We start from the raw sequence: 21,609 nt of genomic DNA on the forward strand, positions 1-21,609 counted from the left end.
TGATTTATTGCATCCATATATGAATCGAATAAATGAATTACTCTCTGCGTCAGCTGCGTATCTTTGTTACCGTCGCTCAGGCCAAAAGTTTTAGCCGGGCGGGGGATATCATTGGCTTAAGCCAGTCGGCGGTCAGCCACAGCGTTAAAGAGCTGGAAGGGCAGACGGGTGTGCGGTTGTTAGATAGAACAACGCGGGAAGTGGTGCTGACGGAAGCAGGGCACCAGTTGGCGGCTCGGCTGGAACGTATTCTGGATGAACTGCACAGCACGCTGCGTGAAGCAGGCCAGGTGGGAACGCAGTTAACCGGAACGGTGCGCGTTGCCGCCAGCCAGACAATATCTGCTCACCTTATTCCACAGTGTATTGCCCAGAGTAATCAGCTTTATCCAGCAATCGATTTTGTGCTGCACGATCGTCCGCAACAGTGGGTGCTGGAGAGTATTCGTCAGGGCGAGGTGGATTTTGGCATTGTGATAGATCCAGGTGCTGTGACCGATCTACAGTGTGAAGCGGTGTTATCCGAACCGTTCCTGCTGTTGTGTCGAGAGGATCATCCGCTAGCCCAACGCGAATGGGTAAATTGGCAGGATTTATATCATGAGCGCTTGGTATTACAGGATTACGCTTCCGGCAGTCGACCGTTGATCGATGCGGCGCTAGCCCACTTTTCCATTGAGGCCAATATTGTTCAGGAGATTGGTCACCCGGCCACACTGTTCCCGATGGTTGAGGCGGGGATTGGTATCAGCGTGCTGCCCGCGCTGGCGCTCCCTTTACCGCAGGGCAGCCATTTGCAGGTTAAACGCCTGACGCCGGTTGTGGAACGACAATTGATGCTGGCACGACGTAAAAATCGTTCTTTATCGACTGCGGCCCAGGCGCTGTGGGACGTGGTGCGGATGCAGGCCAGTGAATTAACCGCCGGTCGGGCACGGGATCCTTTGTACCAGCTTTAACGATATGGCTGGTGTTTGTCATGTTGTTAGGTTTGGCTTTCAGTATCGATGAACTGATCGTTAACTTTGATATTTTACCCGGCACCGGACTACCTCTTTATATTTATAAATTCTCCTGCGATATTCTTAGACAATTGCTCAGCTTGCGGATTTTTAAGGCTATTTTAAATTATTACTTTTTTTTCTTGACCTTCCACTTGCTGGAAGGTTGATACTCTTTATACGCAAGTACGGATAGCAGTATCTAATACAATGATGTATAGCGATTGATTAATGAAATGACTAAGCAATTCATACAGTAACTCGTTATAGGTAGAATTAACACGATCCCGATGGAGTAATATTAGTGATATGTTAAATAATCCTACAATAGCTGGTTACTGAAACTAATCCGGTAAATATATTTAACTAATGGGATATTGGCGGCGATGATAAGCAAAAATAAAATTTTAATTGCAATGCAAATTAGTATGCTGGCATGGTCTGGTTATACGTTTGCAGCAGACAGAGTGTATGTAGCAAATGAAGGTGCAGATTCAGTTAATGTACTTGATGCTGCGTCTTTAAAGACTGTAGATAAAGTACATGTTGGTAAAATGCCGCATAACGTTCAGGTGTCACCAGACAATAAAACAGTTTGGGTAACCAACCTTGGTGCTAACGGGACACATTCATCAGGCTCTGAACATATGGATATGAGCAAAGATGCTCATTCTGAGAAAATGGACATGGGCAAAGATTCTCATGCTGGCAAAAAGGAACATGGAGAAGTTTGGGTTATTAATGCCGAAAATGATACGGTTATTGCAAAACTTCCGGTTGGCGCACACCCTGCGCATGTTGTCGTCACCCCTGATGGGAAAATGGCGTATATCTCAAATAGTGCAGATAACACCATCAGCGTGATTGATGCAGAACATTTGAAAAATTTAACGACAATTAATGTAGGTAAATTCCCTCATGGCCTCAGAGTGAGTCCTGACGGTAAAGAAGTTTATATCGCGAATATGAAAGGGGGCTCGGCATCCGTTGTTGATACAGCTAGTAATAAAGAAGTCGCGCAGATCCCATTAGGTAAAATGCCAGCCCAGGTAGGTTTCTCACCGGACGGAAAACTGGTGTTTGTTTCCCTGTCTGGTGAAGATGCTGTAGCGGTGATTGATACAGCAACGCGTAAAGTTGTGAAGAAAATTAATGTCGGTACCGTACCAACCCAGCTGTTTGGCACTCCGGATGGTAAAAGCATGCTGGTAACCAATCAGGGCTCGAAGAGCAAGCCGGGTAACACAATAAACATGATTGATATCGCAAGCCTTACGGTAGCGAAAACCATCACCACTGGCGATGGGGCCCATGGCGTGGTTGTCGATAAAAATGGCAAATATGCTTACGTAACTAACTCATTTGCAAACTCTGTTTCGATGATTGATATTAATGAGCGTAAGGTAGTGAACACGCTTCCGGTAGACAACAACCCAAATGGTATCAGCTGGGGCTCTGTCGAAGTGACGCCTAAATAACTGTGCTAGCATTTATCAATACCCGTCATTCGCTGGCGGGTATTTTCATGAATATTCTATAAATAAAGGAACGACAGATGAGAAAGCCGGAGCGGACAAAAACGCTGCCTAGTAAGTTCAATTTTGATGATACTGTAAACAGACTCGTCAGCGTATTGAATGCTAAAAATATTCGTATTTTTGTGCAGGTTGATCAACAGCAAGCGGCAACGGATGTAGGTCTTGCTCTGCGACCGACGATGTTATTTCTGTTTGGTAACCCAAAGGGTGGTACTCCTGCCATGCAAGCAAATCCTCATGCGGCAATAGAGTTACCCCTACGGGTGGTTATTTGGCAGGATGACAATGGTGATACCCATATAGATTATCAGGATGCAAGTACTGTTCTGGAGTTTGATTATGGTGTTGCACATAATATTGTTGCTCCAGTTAGCATTTTGGCAACTCTTCTTAACGAAGTGGCCGGTAATTAATTGCAAATAGCACTAAATTCCTCGCGGATATTTAGTGTTATTTTTCTGCGTTTATTATGAAAGTATTTAACCCGCTATAATAAACCTATTGAACAATACATATGATGTTCATTACTCTTCAATGTTTGTCGATTCGTCTATTTTATAAATTGAAGGGTTTTTGTTTGCAATATTATGTGAAAAGTATATCTTGACGCTCAAATATTAATATGTAAATTATGAGGATAGTTATGAAAAAGACATTAGTCACATCATTGGCCGCTTCTTTGTGTTTTCTCAGTCTGTCTGCCTTTGCTGCTACAGAAATCTCGCAACAAGAAGCCAATAGTTTAAAGCATGTCAAGTCAATCACCGTAACGGAAAATACGGTGAATCAATGTATGCACAAAATTTCGAAAATGGCAGATAAAGAAGGTGCTGATTTCTTTGTCATTAAGAACTTCTCTTCTATAGGCAATGGTTCTCAGGCTGTAGTGACCAGCGAACTCTATAAAAAGTAAACAGCAGTTTCCCCCGTTTTGATTATTGATTAGCGAAAGTGCGTTGTTATACCTGCTTTCGCTTATTAATAATCAACAAATATTTGTCAGTCATTCTCAGGGCGGGCTTTGTCAGCCCACTCGTCTGACGAATTCCAGATATGTTGGTACTCCTTGCCATTTCTGGCAGAAAAAAAATGTGAGTTCAGGCTGATTTAGCACATGCCATCTATACCGATTTACTATCGGTAATCGGGGTAAACGGTATTGGTAATCGATTGCGTAGTCTCGCTATAACAATGCGGTACGCTACGTTATTTCGATTACTCAGTATTAAGGACATCTCATGAGCCACTCTCTTTTCTCGCAAAATCCCTGGTATAGCGCTGATATCATTCGTGGTTACAAACCGGATTTTACGCCGCGCGTAGCCTTTATCCTCGGCTCCGGCCTGGGGGCGTTGGCGGATCAAATTGAGGATGCGGTGGCCATCTCTTACGAGAAACTCCCGGGGTTCCCGGTGAGTACCGTACACGGTCATGCTGGTGAACTGGTATTGGGAAATCTGGCGGGAATTCCGGTGGCCTGTATGAAAGGACGTGGACATTTCTATGAAGGTCGCGGTATGACGGTGATGACGGATGCCATTCGTACGCTGAAGCTGCTGGGATGTGAGCTGCTGTTTTGCACCAATGCCGCAGGCTCTTTGCGTCCCGAAGTCGGACCGGGTAGCCTCGTGGCGCTTAGCGATCACATCAATACGATGCCGGGTACGCCGATGGTAGGGCCAAACGATGAGCGTTTTGGTGAGCGATTCTTTTCATTGGCGAATGCCTATGATGCTGACTACCGTGCGGTCCTGCAAACTGTTGCCGCTGAGGAAGGATTCTCGCTGAGTGAAGGGGTTTTTGTCTCTTATCCGGGGCCGAACTTTGAAACCGCGGCAGAAATCCGCATGATGCAAATTATCGGTGGCGACGTGGTGGGGATGTCGGTGGTGCCTGAAGTTATCTCTGCGCGCCACTGCGGTTTGAAAGTGGTTGCGGTGGCGGCCATCACCAACCTGGCGGAAGGTCTGGGTGATGTTAAATTATCTCACGCGCAGACGCTGGCTGCGGCGGAACTCTCCCGGCAGAATTTCATCAATTTGATCTGCGGATTCTTGCGCAAACTGGCCTGAATAACTAAAAAATGACCCCGCTTGCGGGGTCTTACTTTATGGCAAGGAACGGAAAAATGGGTATCGCATCTCGCTTAAAGCTCATGTCGTTTTTGCAATATTTCATCTGGGGAAGCTGGTTGGTAACCCTGGGTTCCTACATGATTAATACCCTGGATTTTACCGGTGCGAACGTCGGTATGATTTACAGTTCGAAAGGGCTGGCGGCGATTATCATGCCGGGCATTATGGGCATCATTGCCGATAAATGGCTACGCGCCGAGCGCGCCTATATGCTTTGTCATCTTGTATGTGCGGGCGTGTTGCTATATGCCACAACCGTTACCGATCCGCAGACCATGTTTTGGGTGATGCTGGTTAACGCAATGGCGTATATGCCGACGATTGCGTTATCGAATAGCGTCTCATACTCGTGTCTGGCACAATCGGGTCAGGATCCGGTCACCGCGTTCCCGCCAATTCGTGTGTTTGGCACCATAGGGTTTATTGTGGCGATGTGGACAGTCAGTTTGATGGGACTGGAGCTGAGCAGCGCGCAGTTGTATATCGCTTCAGGCGCATCGTTGCTGCTGGCTCTGTATGCGCTTACGTTGCCGAAAATCCCGGTTGCTGAGAAGAAAGCAAACACCACGCTTGCCAGCAAGCTCGGTCTGGACGCCTTTGTCCTATTTAAAAAACCGCAGATGGCAATCTTCTTTTTGTTTGCGATGATGCTGGGGGCGGTGTTGCAAATCACCAACGTCTTTGGCAATCCGTTCCTGCATGATTTTTCCCGTAACCCGGAATTTGCCGACAGCTTTGTGGTGAAGTATCCCTCCATATTGCTTTCCGTTTCACAGATGGCGGAGGTGGGCTTTATTCTCACTATTCCGTACTTCCTTAAACGCTTTGGCATTAAAACGGTGATGCTGATGAGCATGCTGGCATGGACGCTGCGCTTTGGCTTCTTTGCCTTTGGCGATCCGTCGCCGTTTGGTTTTGTGCTGCTGCTGATGTCGATGATCGTCTACGGCTGTGCGTTTGATTTCTTCAATATCTCGGGATCGGTATTTGTCGAGCAGGAGGTTAGCTCTAACATTCGCGCCAGCGCGCAAGGGCTGTTTATGACGATGGTAAACGGCGTTGGCGCGTGGGTGGGATCAATCCTGAGTGGTATGGCGGTAGACTATTTTTCTGTCGATGGCGTCAAGGATTGGCAAACTATCTGGCTGGTGTTTGCCGCGTATGCGCTGGCTCTGGCGGTTATCTTTGCATTGTTCTTCAAGTACAAGCATGAGCCTGAACGACTGGCACAGAAATCACCGGCACATTAACACTCCATTGGCGGCGGGATCTGATACCCGCCGTTTCATTTTCTGCGAGGCAATGTGGTAACTTTGCGCATTATCCTTATTTCAGGAGCGCATTATCCATGGAACGCACGCACCGCATCGATCTGAAGTTACTGCGTTATTTTCTTGCTGTCGCAGAAGAACTGCATTTTGGACGTGCTGCTGCTCGCCTGAATATGTCGCAACCGCCGCTCAGTACCCATATTAAAGAGCTGGAGCAACAGCTCGGCACTTTGCTATTTATCCGTCATTCCCGCAGCGTGGCGTTAACTCACGCGGGAAAGATATTGATGGAAGAGTCGCGCCGACTGTTATCCAGTGCCAATCAGGCGCTGGCGAGAGTGGAGCAAATTGGTCGTGGTGAGGCAGGGCGAATTGAGCTTGGCGTTATCGGTACAGCGATGTGGGGAAAAATGCGTCCGGTGATGCGGCGTTTTATGAAGGATAATCCCAATGTTGAGGTGCTGTTTCGCGAGAACATGCCCGCGATGCAGATGACGATGCTGGAACGGCGTGAACTGGATGCGGGAATTTGGCGGATGGCTACGGAGCTTTCTCCCGGTTTTACCAGTTTGCGTTTGCATGAGTCCTCTTTTCTGGTTGCCATGCCGGAAGAACATCCTCTTACTGCCTGTGAGTCCATACCGCTGGAGGCGTTGAGAAATGAATATTTTGTCACAATGCCTTCCATTCATACTGACTGGGCATTTTTGCAGCGAGTTTGCCTGAGTGCTGGATTTTCCCCGATGATTATTCGTGAGGTGAGGGAGCCGCAAACGGTGCTGGCGATGATCAGCATGGGGATTGGTATTACGTTAATTGCTGACAGCTATGCGCAGATGAATTGGCCTGGCGTGGTATTTCGACCGTTAGAGGAACGTATTCCGGCGGATTTGTATATTGTGTATGACCAACAGCAGGCGACACCCGCGCTGGGGAAACTGGTAGCGGCATTGACGATGTGATGTCTGTGCCGGATGGCGACTGACGTCTTATCCGGCCTACGTGTGTAGTATTGTCTGTGCCGGCCTACGTGTGCGGTATTGTCTGTAGGCCTGATAAGCGTAGCGCATCAGGCGATGCAGGTTCGAATCTTATAAATCGCAGATAGCAAAAAGGCGCCTTTAGGGCGCCTTTTTACATTGGTGGGTCGTGCAGGATTCGAACCTGCGACCAATTGATTAAAAGTCAACTGCTCTACCAACTGAGCTAACGACCCGAAGTGGTGGGTGATGACGGGATCGAACCGCCGACCCCCTCCTTGTAAGGGAGGTGCTCTCCCAGCTGAGCTAATCACCCACTTCGGTACTTCAATTTTATTGTAAGAAATCCAGCTGGCGAGAAAGTGGTGGGTGATGACGGGATCGAACCGCCGACCCCCTCCTTGTAAGGGAGGTGCTCTCCCAGCTGAGCTAATCACCCACTTCTCAATTTCTTACTCTACACGGCGGAGACTACATAAAGTAGTTGGTGGGTGATGACGGGTTCGAACCGCCGACCCCCTCCTTGTAAGGGAGGTGCTCTCCCAGCTGAGCTAATCACCCCCGCTGTGTGGAGTCGCATTATAGGGAGAGTTGAAAATGAGTCAACGCATTTTCTAAAGAATTTGTTTGTTCGTCGTAAATTTAAACAAAACGATCGCAAATCAATCCATGCAGCATGATTTGTATACGAAAATGGCAAAGCGTGATGTTCCAACCTGAACAACATTGAGGAATCAGACCACAGTGATAGAATACGAGCCTGATAATCTTCCCAGGATTTGCCGGTTGTCGGCATCTTTATAAACGTAAGGCCATTTCATGAAAATCAAAACTCGCTTCGCGCCAAGCCCGACAGGTTACCTGCACGTCGGTGGTGCGCGTACTGCTCTATATTCCTGGCTTTTTGCACGTAACCATGACGGTGAGTTTGTGCTGCGTATTGAAGACACCGATCTCGAACGCTCCACTCCGGAAGCTATTGAAGCCATTATGGATGGCATGAACTGGCTGAATCTGGAATGGGATGAAGGCCCGTACTTCCAGACTAAACGTTTTGATCGCTACAACGCCGTGATTGATGAGATGCTGGAAGCCGGTACCGCGTATAAATGCTACTGCTCCAAAGAGCGTCTGGACGCACTGCGTGAAGAGCAGATGGCAAACGGTGAGAAGCCGCGTTACGACGGTCGCTGCCGCCACGGCCATGAACATCATGCTGCTGATGAACCATGCGTGGTGCGTTTTGCCAACCCGCAGGACGGATCCGTTATTTTTGACGACCAGATCCGTGGGCCGATCGAATTCAGCAACCAGGAGCTGGACGATCTGATCATCCGCCGTACCGATGGTTCCCCGACCTACAACTTCTGTGTTGTGGTCGACGACTGGGATATGGAAATCACTCACGTTATTCGTGGTGAAGACCATATCAACAACACTCCGCGTCAGATTAACATCCTGAAAGCGCTGAATGCGCCGGTGCCGGTTTATGCACATGTGTCGATGATCAACGGCGACGACGGTAAAAAACTCTCTAAACGTCACGGTGCGGTCAGCGTTATGCAGTATCGCGACGACGGTTACCTGCCGGAAGCGCTGCTGAACTATCTGGTGCGTCTGGGCTGGTCCAGCGGCGATCAGGAAATCTTCACCCGTGAAGAGATGATCAAACTGTTCTCCCTTGGTGCGGTGAGCAAGTCTGCCAGTGCGTTCAACACCGAAAAACTGCAGTGGCTGAACCATCACTACATTAATTCGCTGGCACCGGAATATGTGGCAACGCATCTGCAATGGCACATTGAGCAGGAAAATATCGATACTCGCGTCGGCCCGCAGCTGTCTGAGCTGGTTAAACTGCTGGGTGAGCGCTGCAAAACGCTGAAAGAGATGGCACAGAGCTGCCGCTACTTCTACGAAGACTTTGCTGAATTCGACGCGGATGCAGCTAAGAAACACCTGCGTCCGGTAGCGCGTCAGCCGCTGGAAGTGGTTCGCGACAAACTGGCTGCTATCAGCGAGTGGACGGCAGAAAACGTGCACCACGCGATTCAGGCGACCGCTGATGAGCTGGAAGTGGGTATGGGTAAAGTTGGGATGCCGCTGCGCGTAGCCGTAACCGGCGCGGGTCAGTCTCCGGCGTTAGACGTTACAGTGCATGCGATTGGTAAATCCCGTAGCATTGAGCGTATTAATAAAGCACTGGCGTTTATTGCTGAGCGTGAAAGCCAGCAGTAAGACAGATTGACCGATGAAATTACGGCAGGAACGCATCCTGCCGTTTTTTTTGCCTGTTATTCAGACTCATCAATACCTAAACGGGTAAGGAAAGTGCGAATACCTTCGCGCGAAATATACATCGCGAGCTTTTCTTGTTCCGTTGGGGACATGTTGTCCAGTGCGCTAATTATCTGGCGACAGGCGTGGCTACGCACCACGTGGGTGTATTCTGCCAGCGGTTCCTCAGCCTGATAAATTTCAGGTACTTTGCGAAAAGCCGGAATGTTGAGCAGAAACGTACGGACGCTGGAGTCGATATGAATCAGCCTTGCACGACCCCCTTTAACGCCGGGAAACTTTTCGGTGGTCCAGTTATGTTCTCTGATCCAACGATTGACGGTTTGTTTGGCAACCCCGAGACATTCCGCCAGTTCTTCAGTCGTCATTTTGCTGCGTAATTTTTTCATATTATTTGTTGTCGCGGATCCCTAAGCGTTGTAATAAACCCGTAATGCCTTCACGCAGGATCAGTGACGTAAACATTTTCTGCTCTGATGGTGTCATTTCTTTGGCGAGCCTAATCAGTAGAGCTTCGATAGAGGTATCGCCGGATAACGATAAATTATCTGATAAACCTTCGGCTGAACGTTCAGCACTGCGAATGTATTCACGAACTTGTTCGGTGACGTGAACCAGACGCGCTTTACCGCCCTGTACGCCTGGTTTTGGTGATGTAGCCCAACCCTCCTTGCGCACCCATTTATTGATGGTCTGTCGGCTGTATCCGGTCAGATTAGCAAGTTCTTCTGGCGTCATCCGTTCCTTGAACATAACGATTCCCTGAATAGTCGTGGGGTTAATTAGTGGCTCATTTTATAGCACCATTTTAGTAGAAACCGTGACGCGTTTAACTACTGAATGCGAGTTGTTACGCAATGTTCTTCATTTGACTGCTTTTTCAGCGATTGAATTCTATGAGTTAATTTTGCCGTTGACACACGCGAAGGGAATTCATATGATGCCGCCCGTCAACTCGACAAGCTTTACGTAATGGGGCTATAGCTCAGCTGGGAGAGCGCTTGCATGGCATGCAAGAGGTCAGCGGTTCGATCCCGCTTAGCTCCACCAAATTTAATCCCAATAAATTTGATACATACGTAATAGCATCGTGGGGCTATAGCTCAGCTGGGAGAGCGCTTGCATGGCATGCAAGAGGTCAGCGGTTCGATCCCGCTTAGCTCCACCAAAATTTGAACCCTCGCTGAAAAGCGGGGGTTTTTTGTTTCTGTATCCTGCCTTTTCTTACCCTGTATCTCTTCGGTTTGCTGAATAGCAGGCATAAAAAAACCGGGGAGAAGAATCTCCCCGGTCTTATCAATACGACGTTGTCTTACGCTTACAGCACCAGTGCGGCGATAGATGCAGACAGTACGCTCACCAGCGTAGAGCCGTACACCAGCTTCAGACCAAAGCGGGAAACCACGTTACCTTGCTCTTCGTTCAGACCTTTAATCGCACCGGCGATAATACCGATAGAAGAGAAGTTAGCGAAGGAGACCAGGAATACAGAGATGATACCTTCAGCGCGTGGAGAGAGCGTAGAGGCGATTTTCTGCAGGTCCATCATCGCGACGAATTCGTTGGAAACCAGTTTGGTCGCCATGATACTGCCTACCTGCAGCGCTTCGCTGGACGGCACACCCATTACCCATGCAACCGGGTAGAAGATGTAACCCAGGATGCCCTGGAAGGAGATGCTGTAGCCAAACCAGCCGGTCACGGTGGCGAACAGGGCGTTCAGGGCAGCAATCAGCGCGATGAAACCAATCAGCATCGCTGCAACGATAATTGCCACTTTGAAACCTGCCAGGATGTATTCACCCAGCATTTCGAAGAAGCTCTGGCCTTCGTGCAGGTTAGACATCTGGATGTTTTCTTCGCTGGCATCAACGGTATACGGGTTGATCAGCGACAGCACGATAAAGGTACTGAACATGTTCAATACCAGCGCAGCAACCACGTACTTCGGCTCCAGCATGGTCATGTACGCGCCGACGATAGACATGGAAACGGTAGACATCGCCGTTGCAGCCATGGTGTACATACGGTTGCGAGACATTTTGCCGAGAATATCTTTATAGGCGATAAAGTTCTCGGACTGACCCAGGATCAGTGAGCTTACGGCGTTGAAGGATTCCAGCTTGCCCATACCGTTCACTTTGGATAACAGGAAACCAATCGCGCGGATCACAATCGGCAGAACGCGGATATGCTGCAAAATACCGATCAGAGCGGAAATGAAGACGATTGGGCACAGCACTTTCAGGAAGAAGAATGCCAGGCCTTTATCGTTCATGCTACCGAAGACAAAGTTTGTCCCTTCATTAGCGAATCCAAGAAGTTTTTCAAACATCTCGGAGAAGCCTCTTACGAAGCCCAGACCGACATCAGAGTTCAGGAAGAACCATGCCAGTAACACTTCAATAACAAGCAATTGAATAACATAACGAATGCGGATTTTTTTACGGTCACTGCTTACCAGCAGTGCGAGTACCGCAACCACGGCAAGGGCCAGGACGAAATGAAGAACGCGGTCCATATTTGCTCCAAATATGAGGCAGGTTTAGTTTTCGTGCACATTCTATGTAACAACCATAAAGAAAACGAGATCAAACACACACTATAATAAGGACCTGTGACGAGATTCAAAATTAGTGATCGGTGATACACTTCTGTTATGTTTAGTATGGAAGTGAAAAGTTATGTCATTGTGCTAATCTCATAACAATAATTAAACATCTCACCGGTATTTCCAGAATCCTTATCGATCCATAGACAAACGCTATCAGAGAAATCAACTTCACCCATTAAAATGAATTTGATAATCATTCTCAATAGGCGTAGCTTGAAACATAGCAAAGGCTATGTTTCTGAGGCACTAAAATGACTAACGATCGCGTTGAGAGTAGCAGTGGACGGGCAGCGCGCAAGTTGAAGCTCGCATTAATGGGACCTGCGTTCATCGCGGCGATCGGCTACATCGATCCGGGCAACTTCGCCACCAACATCCAGGCAGGGGCCAGCTTTGGCTATAAACTGTTGTGGGTGGTGGTCTGGGCAAATCTGATGGCGATGCTGATTCAGGTGCTGTCGGCAAAGCTGGGTATTGCCACGGGTAAAAACCTGGCGGAGCAAATTCGCGATCACTATCCTCGTCCGGTGGTGTGGTTCTACTGGGTGCAGGCCGAAATTATCGCCATGGCGACAGACCTTGCTGAATTCATTGGTGCCGCGATTGGTTTCAAATTGATCCTCGGCGTGTCGTTATTGCAGGGGGCCGTGCTCACCGGTATCGCGACTTTTTTGATTCTGATGTTACAGCGCCGTGGGCAAAAACCGCTGGAAAAAGTGATTGGCGGCTTGCTGCTGTTTGTGGCTGCGGCTTACATTGTGGAACTGATCTTTTCCCAGCCGAACTTCGCGCAACTTAGCAAGGGAATGGTTATCCCGAGCCTGCCTAATTCCGAAGCGGTGTTCCTGGCGGCTGGCGTGCTCGGCGCGACTATCATGCCACACGTCATTTATCTGCACTCTTCCTTAACTCAGCATTTGCACGGCGGAACACGTCAACAGCGCTATGCGGCCACGAAATGGGATGTGGCTATCGCCATGACGATTGCTGGATTTGTCAATCTGGCGATGATGGCGACGGCTGCCGCTGCATTTCATTTTAGCGGGCATACCGGTATTGCCGATCTCGATCAGGCGTATCTGACCCTTGAACCGCTGTTGAGTCACGCTGCGGCGACGGTATTCGGTTTAAGCCTGGTGGCTGCGGGACTTTCTTCTACCGTGGTCGGTACGCTGGCGGGGCAGGTGGTGATGCAAGGGTTTATCCGCTTTCACATTCCGCTATGGGTACGCCGTACCGTCACCATGATGCCATCATTTATTGTGATTCTGATGGGATTAGATCCGACGCGTATTCTGGTGATGAGCCAGGTGTTGCTCAGTTTTGGTATTGCGCTGGCGCTGGTGCCGCTACTGATCTTCACCAGCAACAGTCAGCTGATGGGCGATTTGGTCAATACCCGATGGGTAAAACAGGTAGGCTGGGTGATTGTTGTGCTGGTGGTGGCGCTCAATATCTGGCTGTTGGTAGGAACCGCACTTGGTTTGTAAAAACAAAAGGGCCCACTGGCCCTTTTGTTACATTAATGGTGGTGTCCGTGACCACGTCCGCGTCCGCGATGGTCGTCACGGTCATTCCAGCCTTCACGGTAGCCGCGCTCGTAAGCTTTGCGTTTGTCCCATCCACGATGGTAGCCGTTGTCATGACGCCACCAGCGATTTTTACGCCACTCATAATTATGGTGCCAGTAATCCCGGTCGCGCCAGCGCCCGCCATCCCAGTAGTTACCGTAGTTATCGCGATCGCCAATTTGTAATTTTATTGATGGCAGCAGGGTGATTTCGCCAGCGTTCGCGGCCAGCGGTGTAAAAGCCAATAAGACTGCCGCCAGAATCAGTGACCTGAACATGTTTTCTCTCCTTCACGATCGAGCCGTAGCCGGCCTGTTAACGCAATATTACGGGGCAGTAAAGCCCCGTTTCATCGCCTTAACTCTTAAATCGTAAATGAGAGCACTTTTTGTTAATAAATGTGTCTTTATTTCAATCAACTCAGGATAGCATCAATCTCCGCGCACTCTTCAGACGTAAAGTGACGGTTGGCCAGCATGCCGACAGCGTCTTCAATCTGCGCCGTTTTACTCGCGCCAATCAGCACTGACGTGACTTTGTCATCCCGTAACACCCATGCCAGCGCCATCTGGGAAAGCTTTTGTCCGCGTCGCTCTGCCAGCGCGTTCAGCGCCCGCACTTTTTCCAGTTTTTGTGGAGTGATCTGGTCCGGATTCAGAAAGCGACTGGTGCTTGCCGCTCGAGAATCCGCAGGAATGCCGTTCAGATAGCGGTCGGTTAACTGTCCGCCAGCCAGCGGTGAGAAGGCGATACTGCCGACACCTTTTTCCTGTAATAACGACAGCAGACCGCTTTCGACCCAACGTTCAAACATGGAATATTTGGGTTGGTGAATAAGGCATGGCGTACCTAAATCGTCGAGTATTTCAATCGCCTGCCTGGCAAGATCTGCCGGATAGTTAGACAACCCGACGTACAGCGCTTTGCCCTGACGGACGATGTGATCCAGCGCGCGCATGGTTTCTCTGAGCGGCGTTTCAGGGTCTGGGCGATGGTGGTAGAAGATATCGACATATTCCAGCCCCAGACGCTTCAGGCTTTGATCGAGACTGGCAATCAGATATTTGCGTGAACCCCAGTCACCGTAGGGACCTTCCCACATGGTGTAGCCCGCTTTTGTGGAGATAATAAGTTCATCTCGCCACGGTAAAAAATCTTCCTGCAGGATCCGACCAAAATTCCGTTCTGCCGAACCCGGCGGTGGACCATAGTTATTTGCCAGATCAAAATGGTTGATCCCCAGATCGAATGCGCGCTGTAACAATGCCCGGCTGTTCTCGACCTGCGTGGTATCACCAAAATTGTGCCACAAACCCAGAGAGACAATTGGGAGCTTAAGGCCGCTCTGACCGCAGCGGCGGTACTCCATTGTCTGGTAACGATTTTCATCAGCCTGATAAGCCATGTAGCCCCCTGTAGGATAACGTGTATCATTGAGTGTATACGTTTACACAAAGCAGACTGCAATGAATTATTAATCGTCAAAACTGTACATCTTGCTTTCCACCCCTTCACAGCGACTTTCCTGGACAGTCATCACAGTTCTTCGATACTCAACATGAGGTTACCGTCAGAAGGATAGCTGTCATGCAAACCCCGTATTCCGTTGCTGATTACCTGCTGGACAGGCTGGCAGGCTGTGGCGTCGGCCATCTCTTTGGTGTGCCGGGCGATTATAATTTGCAGTTTCTTGACCACGTGATTGAACATCCCAACGTATGTTGGGTCGGGTGTGCGAATGAATTGAATGCGGCTTATGCGGCAGATGGCTATGCCCGGGTATCCGGGGTAGGGGCGCTGCTCACCACGTTTGGTGTGGGGGAGTTAAGCGCAATTAACGGTATCGCGGGAAGCTATGCGGAATATGTTCCTGTTTTGCATATTGTCGGCGCACCCTGCCGCGGCGCGCAGCGTCGCGGAGAGTTGATGCATCACACTTTGGGTGACGGTGACTTTCAGCATTTTTACCGCATGCAGCAGGCGGTAACAACGGCCAGCGCGATACTGGATGAACAAAATGCCTGCTATGAAATTGACCGCGTGCTGCGAACGATGCTTACCGAACGCAGGCCGGGTTATCTGATGTTACCTGCTGATGTAGCAAAACAGCCCGCCACGCCACCGAATGACATCCTGATTGTTCCTCTCAGCGAGCCTGAAAGCAGTGTGGCAGAAGCGTTTCGCTTCCATGCCCGCGAGCGGCTGCTGGATAGCCCGCGCGTAGCACTGCTGGCGGATTTTCTCGCGCTGCGTTTTGGCCTGCAGCCAGTTTTACAGCGCTGGATGGCGGAAACGCCGATAGCTCATGCCACGCTGTTGATGGGCAAAGGACTGTTTGATGAGCGTCATCCGGCGTTTGTCGGCACGTACAGCGCGGGAGCCAGCAGCGATTATGTACGTCAGGCGATAGAAGATGCCGATACGATAATGTGTGTCGGTACGCAATTTGTCGACACCCTGACAGCTGGGTTTACGCAACAGTTGCCGCAGGACCGCACCATTGAGGTTCAGCCTCATGCGTCACGAATTGGCGCGCACTGGTTTAACATCCCGATGGAGCAGGCGGTCACCACATTACGTGAGCTGTGCCTGGAAATGTCGTTTTCTCTACCGCCAGAACGTCCGCCACTTGGGCGTGTTCAGGTTGAGAAGGGCCCACTGACGCAGGAAAACTTCTGGCACACGGTGCAGCAGTTTCTGAAGCCTGATGACATTATCCTCGTCGATCAGGGAACCTCCGCCTTTGGCGCGGCTGCGCTCTCGCTACCTTGCGGGGCGGAAGTGCTGGTTCAACCGTTGTGGGGATCTATCGGCTACGCGCTCCCGGCGGCATTCGGCGCGCAAACGGCCTGTCCGGACCGTCGGGTGATCCTGATTATTGGCGATGGTGCGGCGCAGCTCACCATTCAGGAGCTGGGCTCCATGCTCAGAGACGGGCAGTCGCCGATTATTTTACTGCTCAACAATGACGGTTATACCGTGGAACGGGCCATACACGGGGCAAATCAGCGCTATAACGACATCGCGGCCTGGAGCTGGACGTTGGTGCCGCAGGCGTTTAGTCGTGAATGTCAGGCCGAATGCTGGCGGGTGAAGCAGGCGGTACAGCTGGAAGAAGTACTGGCCCGGCTGTCCCATCCGCAACGACTGTCGTTAATTGAGGTGGTGCTACCGAAAGCCGATCTTCCTGAATTATTGCGCACGGTGACCCGTGCGCTGGAATCTCGCAACGGCGGATAGCTATTTATCAGGGCGCTCAGCGACCATCATCGGTTTGCCTGCCAGCAGCAGCCAGGCGGGCAGCATGACGATGCACAGCAGCGGCAGCAGGGTGGAATCTGGCACCACCACTGCTGCCATAAACAGGCTCAGCCAGGCGTCACGGGTGACGACGAGCACCAGTCCAAGGATCGCGCACGAAACCGTGATGGCTGCTGGCACAGCTTCAACGTGAGCGTGCAGCATCAGGCCAAGCGCGACGCCAACAAATACCGCCGGGAAGATTCGCCCACCGCGAAAACCACTCGCTGCTGCAACCACTAACGCCGCCAGCTTAATGACGGCGAGCATGAAATAATCTGATGTCCCCAGCGTCTGGCTAAACGCCATCTGCTGCATTTCGTCCAGTCCCTTAAATAAAGTAAGCGGCCCACCAATAACGCCCAAAATGCCGAGTATGAAACCGCCAACCCCAAGGATCAGGACTGGGTGTTTTAATCGATGCATTAAATGATGCAAACGCGGCAGACACCAGACAGCTATCATCCCGGCAGCAATGGCGATAGCGGCAACAACCGCGCCGCTGAGAATATCGACCAGATGCATCTGCGTGTAGTGCGCGATGGGCAGTGAAAAATGAGGGTGGAAAAACAGGCTGGTGGTCAGAGAACCTGCGGCGGCGGCCATTAACGGCGCAAACAGGCGATCCCACAAGGGCACATCGTTTGAGCTATTCAGCGTTTGTGAAAATATCAGCGCGGCGGCAACGGGGGTGCCAAAAAGCGCGCCGATGGTGCCGGCAGAGGCGAGAATGGTCCAGTCCAGTTTCGCAATGCGGGGAAACATGCGGCTACCAAGTGCCACTGCCAGCGCGATATTTACGGTCATGATCGGGTGTTCCGGACCCAGACTGACGCCACCCGCGAGGCCAAGGATAAGCGCTGCCAGCAGGCCCGGTATTGCTGATGTTGGCACCGGCATACCAATTAACGGTTCACAGGCCGGATCCGGGCCAGCGTGGCCATGACTGTAGCGGATAACTAACCCGACCATGATCCCCGTGAGCGTCAGCATACCGATAATCCAGACCGGAGAGTCCTGGGCTATACCAATGCTAACGGGCAGGCGCTCCCACAAAAACTGCTGTAAAACGGAAGCCACTTTCATCACAACGATCAACACCAGGCTGGACGCTATGCCAATGATTAGCGCTGGAGTTGATAGCAAGAGCATCGTTCTGGCTCGCGGATGGAGCATTTTCTATTCCTTAAAACAGAGTCATAGACATAGTTTGCACAGCCAGCCTGACGGCATCGCTGCAAATGATGCTGAAACGATAAAGTAATTATGTGATCTGGATCGATTTTCCACGGGCGTCAGCCTTCAGACCGTTGTTGTTATGTCCCCATGAATTTACAGTGTGGCAAAGATTTATTCTGACTTTAGCGGAGCAGTGGAAGAATGACAAAATATGCTTTAGTAGGTGATGTTGGCGGCACCAACGCGCGTCTTGCTCTGTGCGATATTTCCAGTGGCGAGATTTCGCAGGCAAAAACCTATTCCGGGCTGGATTACCCAAGCCTCGAAGCGGTGGTGCGCGTGTACCTGGATGAGCATAGCGTCAGCGTCGAAGATGGCTGCATTGCCATTGCCTGTCCGATCACCGGCGACTGGGTGGCAATGACCAACCATACCTGGGCATTTTCTATTGCTGAGATGAAAAAAAATCTGGGCTTCAGCCATCTGGAAATCATCAATGATTTCACCGCTGTGTCGATGGCGATCCCGATGCTGAAAAAAGAGCATTTGATCCAGTTTGGTGGCGCGGAACCTATTGAAGGTAAACCGATTGCTGTCTATGGCGCAGGAACCGGACTCGGCGTGGCACATCTGGTACATGTAGATAAACGCTGGGTAAGCCTGCCCGGTGAAGGCGGCCACGTGGATTTTGCGCCTAACAGTGAGGAAGAGGGAATTATCCTTGAGGTTCTGCGCGCGGAAATAGGTCACGTGTCCGCAGAACGCGTGCTGTCCGGTCCGGGACTGGTGAATCTGTATCGCGCTATCGTCAAATCAGACGGACGCTTGCCAGAAAATCTGCAGCCGAAGGATATCACCGCACGGGCGCTGGAAGATTCCTGCATTGACTGTCGCCGTGCGCTGTCGCTGTTCTGCGTCATCATGGGACGTTTTGGTGGCGATCTGGCGTTAACGCTGGGCACGTTTGGTGGCGTGTACATCGCCGGGGGGATCGTGCCACGCTTCCTCGACTTCTTTAAAGCGTCGGGCTTCCGCGGTGGTTTTGAAGATAAAGGACGTTTTAAAGCCTACGTACAGGACATCCCGGTGTATCTGATTGTGCATGACAACCCAGGCCTGCTTGGATCCGGTGCGCATTTGCGTCAGACGTTGGGTCATATTTTGTAAGGCCAATGCCGGATGTCATTTAGCGATCATCCGGCCCATACATCCCACAAAACCGCGCTTCTGACGTAATGCCGATCAGTTAACGACGAGCAATAGTTGTAACGATACCTAAAAGCGGCATATCCGGAGGTAATGAATTTGTTGCCCCCGGTATTTGTTACGTTCACCTTATATTTTTCACTTCTCTGAAACGATCACTCCCAGTGAACGTGTTAAGGGTACTATCGCCGTACCCTTAACAATCCCGGCTCCCGGCGGGAAAATTGTTGCTGCGCAATACCCTCCGCTTATTCCTTCAGGCTACCGGGCCGGGCGCGAGGTAGCGTCCATGCAAAGCGCGCCCTTAGCCAGCATCCATGCTGACTCTCCCGGCCTTACGGAAACACGTCGGCAATTTTCAGCCGGACCAGCCCACACCTGACCATCTGCGTTTTTTGTTTAAACAGCAAAACGGATTTCACTGGAAGTCAGAGAGTTGAAGCGATGACCCCGGTCCGGCTGAAAGTCGATGAGGCGTTGACGGCTGACCGGGGCTGCCCGCAGGGATGCGGGAAGAGGGGATGGCCTGCAGGGATGCAGGCTCGGCCCCGACCCGACAGGCAGACGGCACAAGACGAATAACTCGCGCAGCGACGATTTTCCCGCCGGTAGCCTGGGTTGCAAGGGAGGCGGCGGTGAGCCTCCCTTGCACGTTCACAGGTACCTGTGCTTCAGAAAAGTTCAAAGCTGAAGTGAACGGAATCCTGACTCGGAATCACATGTTCTCCATAATGCTTAACTGGCAAGCATTACGCTCCTGACGCGGTTTTTTTATGCCTGTCGCCTACCTTTCCGACCTTCGTCACATTTCCGAATGACGGGATTAATTGTCCAGTAAAAGCATTATTTGTCTGATAACGGTTGTTACTTTCCTCGGACCATAATTTCACTCGTTAACTATTACGAGGAAATGATTATGAGCAAAAAACTGATTGCCGTCTGCGCGTGCCCAATGGGCCTGGCTCACACCTTTATGGCGGCTCAGGCGCTGGAAGAAGCGGCTGTTGAAGCGGGTTATGAAGTGAAAATTGAAACTCAGGGCGCGGACGGAATTCAAAATCGTCTGACGGCGCAGGATATCGCTGAGGCGACGTTAATCATCCACTCTGTGGCTGTTACTCCGGAAGATAACGAGCGTTTTGAGACGCGTGACGTCTACGAAATTACGTTACAGGACGCGATAAAAAATGCGGCCGGCATCATTAAAGAGATCGAAGAGATGGTTGCCGCTGAACAACAATAATCATCGACAGGGAATTACGTATGGCCATTAAAAAACGCAGTGCAACCGTTGTGCCTGGCGCATCTGGTGCGGCAGCGGCAATAAAAAATCCACCGGCCTCCCGCAATAGCTTCTGGGGCGAACTTCCGCAGCATGTGATGTCCGGTATTTCGCGCATGGTGCCGACGTTAATTATGGGTGGGGTAATTCTCGCCTTCTCGCAACTGATCGCCTATAGCTGGCTCGATATTCCTGCTGACACAGGCATCATGGATGCGCTGAACAGTGGAAAATTTACTGGTTTTAATCTCTCATTACTGAAGTTCGCCTGGCTGTCACAATCTTTTGGCGGTGTGCTGTTTGGCTTTGCTATCCCGATGTTTGCCGCGTTTGTCGCTAATTCTATCGGCGGCAAGCTGGCATTTCCGGCGGGGTTCATCGGCGGGCTAATGTCTACTCAGCCCACGCAGATGCTGAATTTTGACCCCGCGACGCTGCAATGGGCAACCAGTGCTCCCGTACCGTCAACCTTTATTGGCGCGCTGATTATCTCGATTGTCGCCGGGTATCTGGTGAAGTGGATGAACCAAAAAATCCAGCTGCCTGATTTCCTGCTGGCGTTCAAAACCACTTTTTTACTGCCCATTCTTTCCGCCATTTTCGTTATGTTGGCGATGTACTACGTGATCACGCCGTTTGGCGGCTGGATCAACGGCGGGATCCGTACTCTGCTGACGGCGGCTGGCGAGAAAGGCACGCTGATGTATGCGATGGGTATTTCCGCGGCAACGGCGATTGACCTTGGTGGCCCAATCAATAAAGCAGCAGGTTTTGTCGCCTTCAGCTTTACCACCGATCACGTTCTACCGGTTACCGCGCGTTCTATTGCGATTGTCATTCCTCCGATTGGTCTTGGGCTGGCCACGCTTATTGATCGTCGCTTAACCGGCAAACGTCTGTTCAGCGCACAGCTCTACCCGCAGGGAAAAACGGCGATGTTCCTCGCGTTTATGGGCATCAGTGAAGGGGCGATCCCATTTGCGCTGGAAAGTCCCATCACGGCAATTCCTTCCTACATGGTTGGTGCCATTGTTGGATCGACGGCTGCCGTCTGGTTGGGGGCGGTGCAGTGGTTCCCGGAATCGGCTATCTGGGCGTGGCCGCTGGTAACTAACCTCGGCGTCTATATGGCGGGGATCCTGTTAGGCGCGGTGATTACGGCGCTGATGGTGGTGTTCCTGCGCAACATGATGTATCGCAAAGGCAAATTGCTGATTGAAAGTCTCTGATTAAAAGG

Annotated in this window: 21 protein-coding genes and 6 tRNA genes; 16 read left to right on the plus strand and 11 right to left on the minus strand. The window is 50.8% G+C overall.

Annotated features, from left to right (window positions below; genetic code table 11):
* Positions 1-32 precede the first annotated feature (32 nt).
* The 7 genes from OGY37_RS10200 (at position 33) to OGY37_RS10230 (ending at position 6,907) form a co-directional block, all read left to right on the plus strand.
* Positions 33-959 (plus strand): LysR family transcriptional regulator, encoded by a 927-nt coding sequence (locus OGY37_RS10200; RefSeq protein ID WP_003834913.1) that lies wholly within the window; start codon positions 33-35, stop codon positions 957-959.
* 428 nt (positions 960-1,387) lie between these two features.
* On the plus strand, positions 1,388-2,479 hold the full coding sequence (locus OGY37_RS10205) for a YVTN family beta-propeller repeat protein (RefSeq protein ID WP_286620733.1): 1,092 nt from the start codon (positions 1,388-1,390) through the stop codon (positions 2,477-2,479).
* Between the two features lie 77 nt (positions 2,480-2,556).
* On the plus strand, positions 2,557-2,952 hold the full coding sequence (locus OGY37_RS10210) for a DUF302 domain-containing protein (protein ID WP_003834908.1): 396 nt from the start codon (positions 2,557-2,559) through the stop codon (positions 2,950-2,952).
* Positions 2,953-3,182: 230 nt separating this feature from the next.
* Positions 3,183-3,452 carry a YdgH/BhsA/McbA-like domain containing protein gene (locus tag OGY37_RS10215; RefSeq protein ID WP_008785396.1) on the plus strand — a complete coding sequence of 90 codons (270 nt, stop codon included), beginning with the start codon at positions 3,183-3,185 and terminating at the stop codon, positions 3,450-3,452.
* Between the two features lie 325 nt (positions 3,453-3,777).
* A complete protein-coding gene (gene xapA, locus OGY37_RS10220) occupies positions 3,778-4,611 on the plus strand; it encodes a xanthosine phosphorylase (protein ID WP_003834904.1) in 834 nt (277 codons plus the stop codon).
* A gap of 56 nt (positions 4,612-4,667) precedes the next feature.
* Positions 4,668-5,924 carry a nucleoside permease gene (locus OGY37_RS10225; protein ID WP_126317605.1) on the plus strand — a complete coding sequence of 419 codons (1,257 nt, stop codon included), beginning with the start codon at positions 4,668-4,670 and terminating at the stop codon, positions 5,922-5,924.
* Positions 5,925-6,022: 98 nt separating this feature from the next.
* Positions 6,023-6,907, plus strand: a complete 885-nt coding sequence (locus OGY37_RS10230) for a LysR family transcriptional regulator (RefSeq protein WP_126317606.1) — start codon at positions 6,023-6,025, stop codon at positions 6,905-6,907.
* Positions 6,908-7,085: 178 nt separating this feature from the next.
* On the opposite strand, the gene OGY37_RS10235 is transcribed toward OGY37_RS10230, so the two are convergent.
* The 4 genes from OGY37_RS10235 to OGY37_RS10250 all read right to left on the minus strand — a co-directional run bounded on the left by OGY37_RS10235 (position 7,086) and on the right by OGY37_RS10250 (position 7,486).
* Positions 7,086-7,161 (minus strand) — tRNA-Lys (locus OGY37_RS10235).
* 4 nt (positions 7,162-7,165) lie between these two features.
* Positions 7,166-7,241, minus strand: a tRNA-Val gene (locus OGY37_RS10240).
* 47 nt (positions 7,242-7,288) lie between these two features.
* Positions 7,289-7,364: transfer RNA gene (locus OGY37_RS10245), tRNA-Val, on the minus strand.
* Positions 7,365-7,410: 46 nt separating this feature from the next.
* Positions 7,411-7,486 (minus strand) — tRNA-Val (locus OGY37_RS10250).
* Between the two features lie 258 nt (positions 7,487-7,744).
* Here OGY37_RS10250 and gltX point away from each other — a divergent pair.
* Positions 7,745-9,160, plus strand: coding sequence for a glutamate--tRNA ligase (gltX, locus tag OGY37_RS10255; RefSeq protein WP_008785393.1), 1,416 nt, complete (start codon positions 7,745-7,747; stop codon positions 9,158-9,160).
* Between the two features lie 56 nt (positions 9,161-9,216).
* Here gltX and OGY37_RS10260 read toward each other — a convergent pair whose 3' ends face one another.
* Positions 9,217-9,609 carry a MerR family transcriptional regulator gene (locus OGY37_RS10260; protein WP_079939128.1) on the minus strand — a complete coding sequence of 131 codons (393 nt, stop codon included), beginning with the start codon at positions 9,607-9,609 and terminating at the stop codon, positions 9,217-9,219.
* 1 nt (position 9,610) lies between these two features.
* Positions 9,611-9,973 (minus strand): YfeC-like transcriptional regulator, encoded by a 363-nt coding sequence (locus tag OGY37_RS10265; RefSeq protein WP_003028277.1) that lies wholly within the window; start codon positions 9,971-9,973, stop codon positions 9,611-9,613.
* A gap of 221 nt (positions 9,974-10,194) precedes the next feature.
* Here OGY37_RS10265 and OGY37_RS10270 point away from each other — a divergent pair.
* Positions 10,195-10,270: transfer RNA gene (locus OGY37_RS10270), tRNA-Ala, on the plus strand.
* Between the two features lie 42 nt (positions 10,271-10,312).
* Positions 10,313-10,388, plus strand: a tRNA-Ala gene (locus tag OGY37_RS10275).
* A 150-nt stretch (positions 10,389-10,538) separates the two neighbouring features.
* On the opposite strand, the gene nupC is transcribed toward OGY37_RS10275, so the two are convergent.
* Entirely contained in the window at positions 10,539-11,741 is a 1,203-nt protein-coding gene (gene nupC / locus OGY37_RS10280; protein WP_038642445.1) for a nucleoside permease NupC, read from the minus strand.
* 273 nt (positions 11,742-12,014) lie between these two features.
* Here nupC and OGY37_RS23495 point away from each other — a divergent pair, with 273 nt between their 5' ends.
* Positions 12,015-12,089, plus strand: coding sequence for a hypothetical protein (locus tag OGY37_RS23495; protein WP_418219455.1), 75 nt, complete (start codon positions 12,015-12,017; stop codon positions 12,087-12,089).
* Positions 12,086-13,324 carry an Nramp family divalent metal transporter gene (locus tag OGY37_RS10285; RefSeq protein WP_003834891.1) on the plus strand — a complete coding sequence of 413 codons (1,239 nt, stop codon included), beginning with the start codon at positions 12,086-12,088 and terminating at the stop codon, positions 13,322-13,324. Before OGY37_RS23495 ends, OGY37_RS10285 begins: the two co-directional genes overlap by 4 nt.
* Positions 13,325-13,356: 32 nt before the next feature.
* Here OGY37_RS10285 and ypeC read toward each other — a convergent pair whose 3' ends face one another.
* Both ypeC and mgrA read right to left on the minus strand, forming a co-directional pair.
* Complete coding sequence (gene ypeC, locus OGY37_RS10290; protein ID WP_079939127.1) at positions 13,357-13,683, minus strand: DUF2502 domain-containing protein YpeC; 327 nt, start codon at positions 13,681-13,683, stop codon at positions 13,357-13,359.
* A gap of 137 nt (positions 13,684-13,820) precedes the next feature.
* A complete protein-coding gene (gene mgrA / locus OGY37_RS10295; protein WP_191214169.1) occupies positions 13,821-14,810 on the minus strand; it encodes an L-glyceraldehyde 3-phosphate reductase in 990 nt (329 codons plus the stop codon).
* Positions 14,811-14,992: 182 nt separating this feature from the next.
* On the opposite strand from mgrA, the gene OGY37_RS10300 reads away from it, so the two are divergent.
* Entirely contained in the window at positions 14,993-16,645 is a 1,653-nt protein-coding gene (locus OGY37_RS10300; RefSeq protein WP_286620740.1) for an alpha-keto acid decarboxylase family protein, read from the plus strand.
* Here the strand turns inward: OGY37_RS10300 and OGY37_RS10305 are convergent, their stop codons facing one another.
* The gene (locus tag OGY37_RS10305) at positions 16,646-17,881 is read right to left on the minus strand and encodes an ion channel protein (protein ID WP_079939124.1); all 1,236 of its coding nucleotides are present in this window, start codon (positions 17,879-17,881) and stop codon (positions 16,646-16,648) included. It lies immediately after the preceding gene.
* A 204-nt stretch (positions 17,882-18,085) separates the two neighbouring features.
* On the opposite strand from OGY37_RS10305, the gene glk reads away from it, so the two are divergent.
* Entirely contained in the window at positions 18,086-19,051 is a 966-nt protein-coding gene (gene glk, locus OGY37_RS10310) for a glucokinase (RefSeq protein WP_079939123.1), read from the plus strand.
* A 457-nt stretch (positions 19,052-19,508) separates the two neighbouring features.
* On the opposite strand, the gene OGY37_RS10315 is transcribed toward glk, so the two are convergent.
* Positions 19,509-19,742, minus strand: coding sequence for a hypothetical protein (locus OGY37_RS10315; RefSeq protein ID WP_286620743.1), 234 nt, complete (start codon positions 19,740-19,742; stop codon positions 19,509-19,511).
* Between the two features lie 264 nt (positions 19,743-20,006).
* Between OGY37_RS10315 and OGY37_RS10320 the strand changes: the two genes are divergently transcribed.
* Both OGY37_RS10320 and OGY37_RS10325 read left to right on the plus strand, forming a co-directional pair.
* Complete coding sequence (locus OGY37_RS10320; protein WP_045445832.1) at positions 20,007-20,333, plus strand: PTS fructose transporter subunit IIB; 327 nt, start codon at positions 20,007-20,009, stop codon at positions 20,331-20,333.
* 20 nt (positions 20,334-20,353) lie between these two features.
* On the plus strand, positions 20,354-21,601 hold the full coding sequence (locus OGY37_RS10325; protein ID WP_079939122.1) for a PTS fructose transporter subunit IIC: 1,248 nt from the start codon (positions 20,354-20,356) through the stop codon (positions 21,599-21,601).
* The last annotated feature ends 8 nt before the right edge of the window (positions 21,602-21,609 follow it).

Source organism: Citrobacter sp. Cpo030, assembly GCF_030333005.1.
In the GTDB taxonomy this organism is placed as follows: Bacteria; Pseudomonadota; Gammaproteobacteria; order Enterobacterales; family Enterobacteriaceae; genus Citrobacter; species Citrobacter portucalensis.

What these genes read in the sequence shown, in the direction of transcription:
- OGY37_RS10200 (WP_003834913.1), top strand. Translation starts at nt 33, where the DNA reads ATGAATTACTCTCTGCGTCAGCTGCGTATCTTTGTTACCGTCGCTCAG.
- OGY37_RS10205 (WP_286620733.1), top strand. Translation starts at nt 1,388, where the DNA reads ATGATAAGCAAAAATAAAATTTTAATTGCAATGCAAATTAGTATGCTG.
- OGY37_RS10210 (WP_003834908.1), top strand. Translation starts at nt 2,557, where the DNA reads ATGAGAAAGCCGGAGCGGACAAAAACGCTGCCTAGTAAGTTCAATTTT.
- OGY37_RS10215 (WP_008785396.1), top strand. Translation starts at nt 3,183, where the DNA reads ATGAAAAAGACATTAGTCACATCATTGGCCGCTTCTTTGTGTTTTCTC.
- xapA (WP_003834904.1), top strand. Translation starts at nt 3,778, where the DNA reads ATGAGCCACTCTCTTTTCTCGCAAAATCCCTGGTATAGCGCTGATATC.
- OGY37_RS10225 (WP_126317605.1), top strand. Translation starts at nt 4,668, where the DNA reads ATGGGTATCGCATCTCGCTTAAAGCTCATGTCGTTTTTGCAATATTTC.
- OGY37_RS10230 (WP_126317606.1), top strand. Translation starts at nt 6,023, where the DNA reads ATGGAACGCACGCACCGCATCGATCTGAAGTTACTGCGTTATTTTCTT.
- gltX (WP_008785393.1), top strand. Translation starts at nt 7,745, where the DNA reads ATGAAAATCAAAACTCGCTTCGCGCCAAGCCCGACAGGTTACCTGCAC.
- OGY37_RS10260 (WP_079939128.1), bottom strand. Translation starts at nt 9,609, where the DNA reads ATGAAAAAATTACGCAGCAAAATGACGACTGAAGAACTGGCGGAATGT.
- OGY37_RS10265 (WP_003028277.1), bottom strand. Translation starts at nt 9,973, where the DNA reads ATGTTCAAGGAACGGATGACGCCAGAAGAACTTGCTAATCTGACCGGA.
- nupC (WP_038642445.1), bottom strand. Translation starts at nt 11,741, where the DNA reads ATGGACCGCGTTCTTCATTTCGTCCTGGCCCTTGCCGTGGTTGCGGTA.
- OGY37_RS10285 (WP_003834891.1), top strand. Translation starts at nt 12,086, where the DNA reads ATGACTAACGATCGCGTTGAGAGTAGCAGTGGACGGGCAGCGCGCAAG.
- ypeC (WP_079939127.1), bottom strand. Translation starts at nt 13,683, where the DNA reads ATGTTCAGGTCACTGATTCTGGCGGCAGTCTTATTGGCTTTTACACCG.
- mgrA (WP_191214169.1), bottom strand. Translation starts at nt 14,810, where the DNA reads ATGGCTTATCAGGCTGATGAAAATCGTTACCAGACAATGGAGTACCGC.
- OGY37_RS10300 (WP_286620740.1), top strand. Translation starts at nt 14,993, where the DNA reads ATGCAAACCCCGTATTCCGTTGCTGATTACCTGCTGGACAGGCTGGCA.
- OGY37_RS10305 (WP_079939124.1), bottom strand. Translation starts at nt 17,881, where the DNA reads ATGCTCCATCCGCGAGCCAGAACGATGCTCTTGCTATCAACTCCAGCG.
- glk (WP_079939123.1), top strand. Translation starts at nt 18,086, where the DNA reads ATGACAAAATATGCTTTAGTAGGTGATGTTGGCGGCACCAACGCGCGT.
- OGY37_RS10320 (WP_045445832.1), top strand. Translation starts at nt 20,007, where the DNA reads ATGAGCAAAAAACTGATTGCCGTCTGCGCGTGCCCAATGGGCCTGGCT.
- OGY37_RS10325 (WP_079939122.1), top strand. Translation starts at nt 20,354, where the DNA reads ATGGCCATTAAAAAACGCAGTGCAACCGTTGTGCCTGGCGCATCTGGT.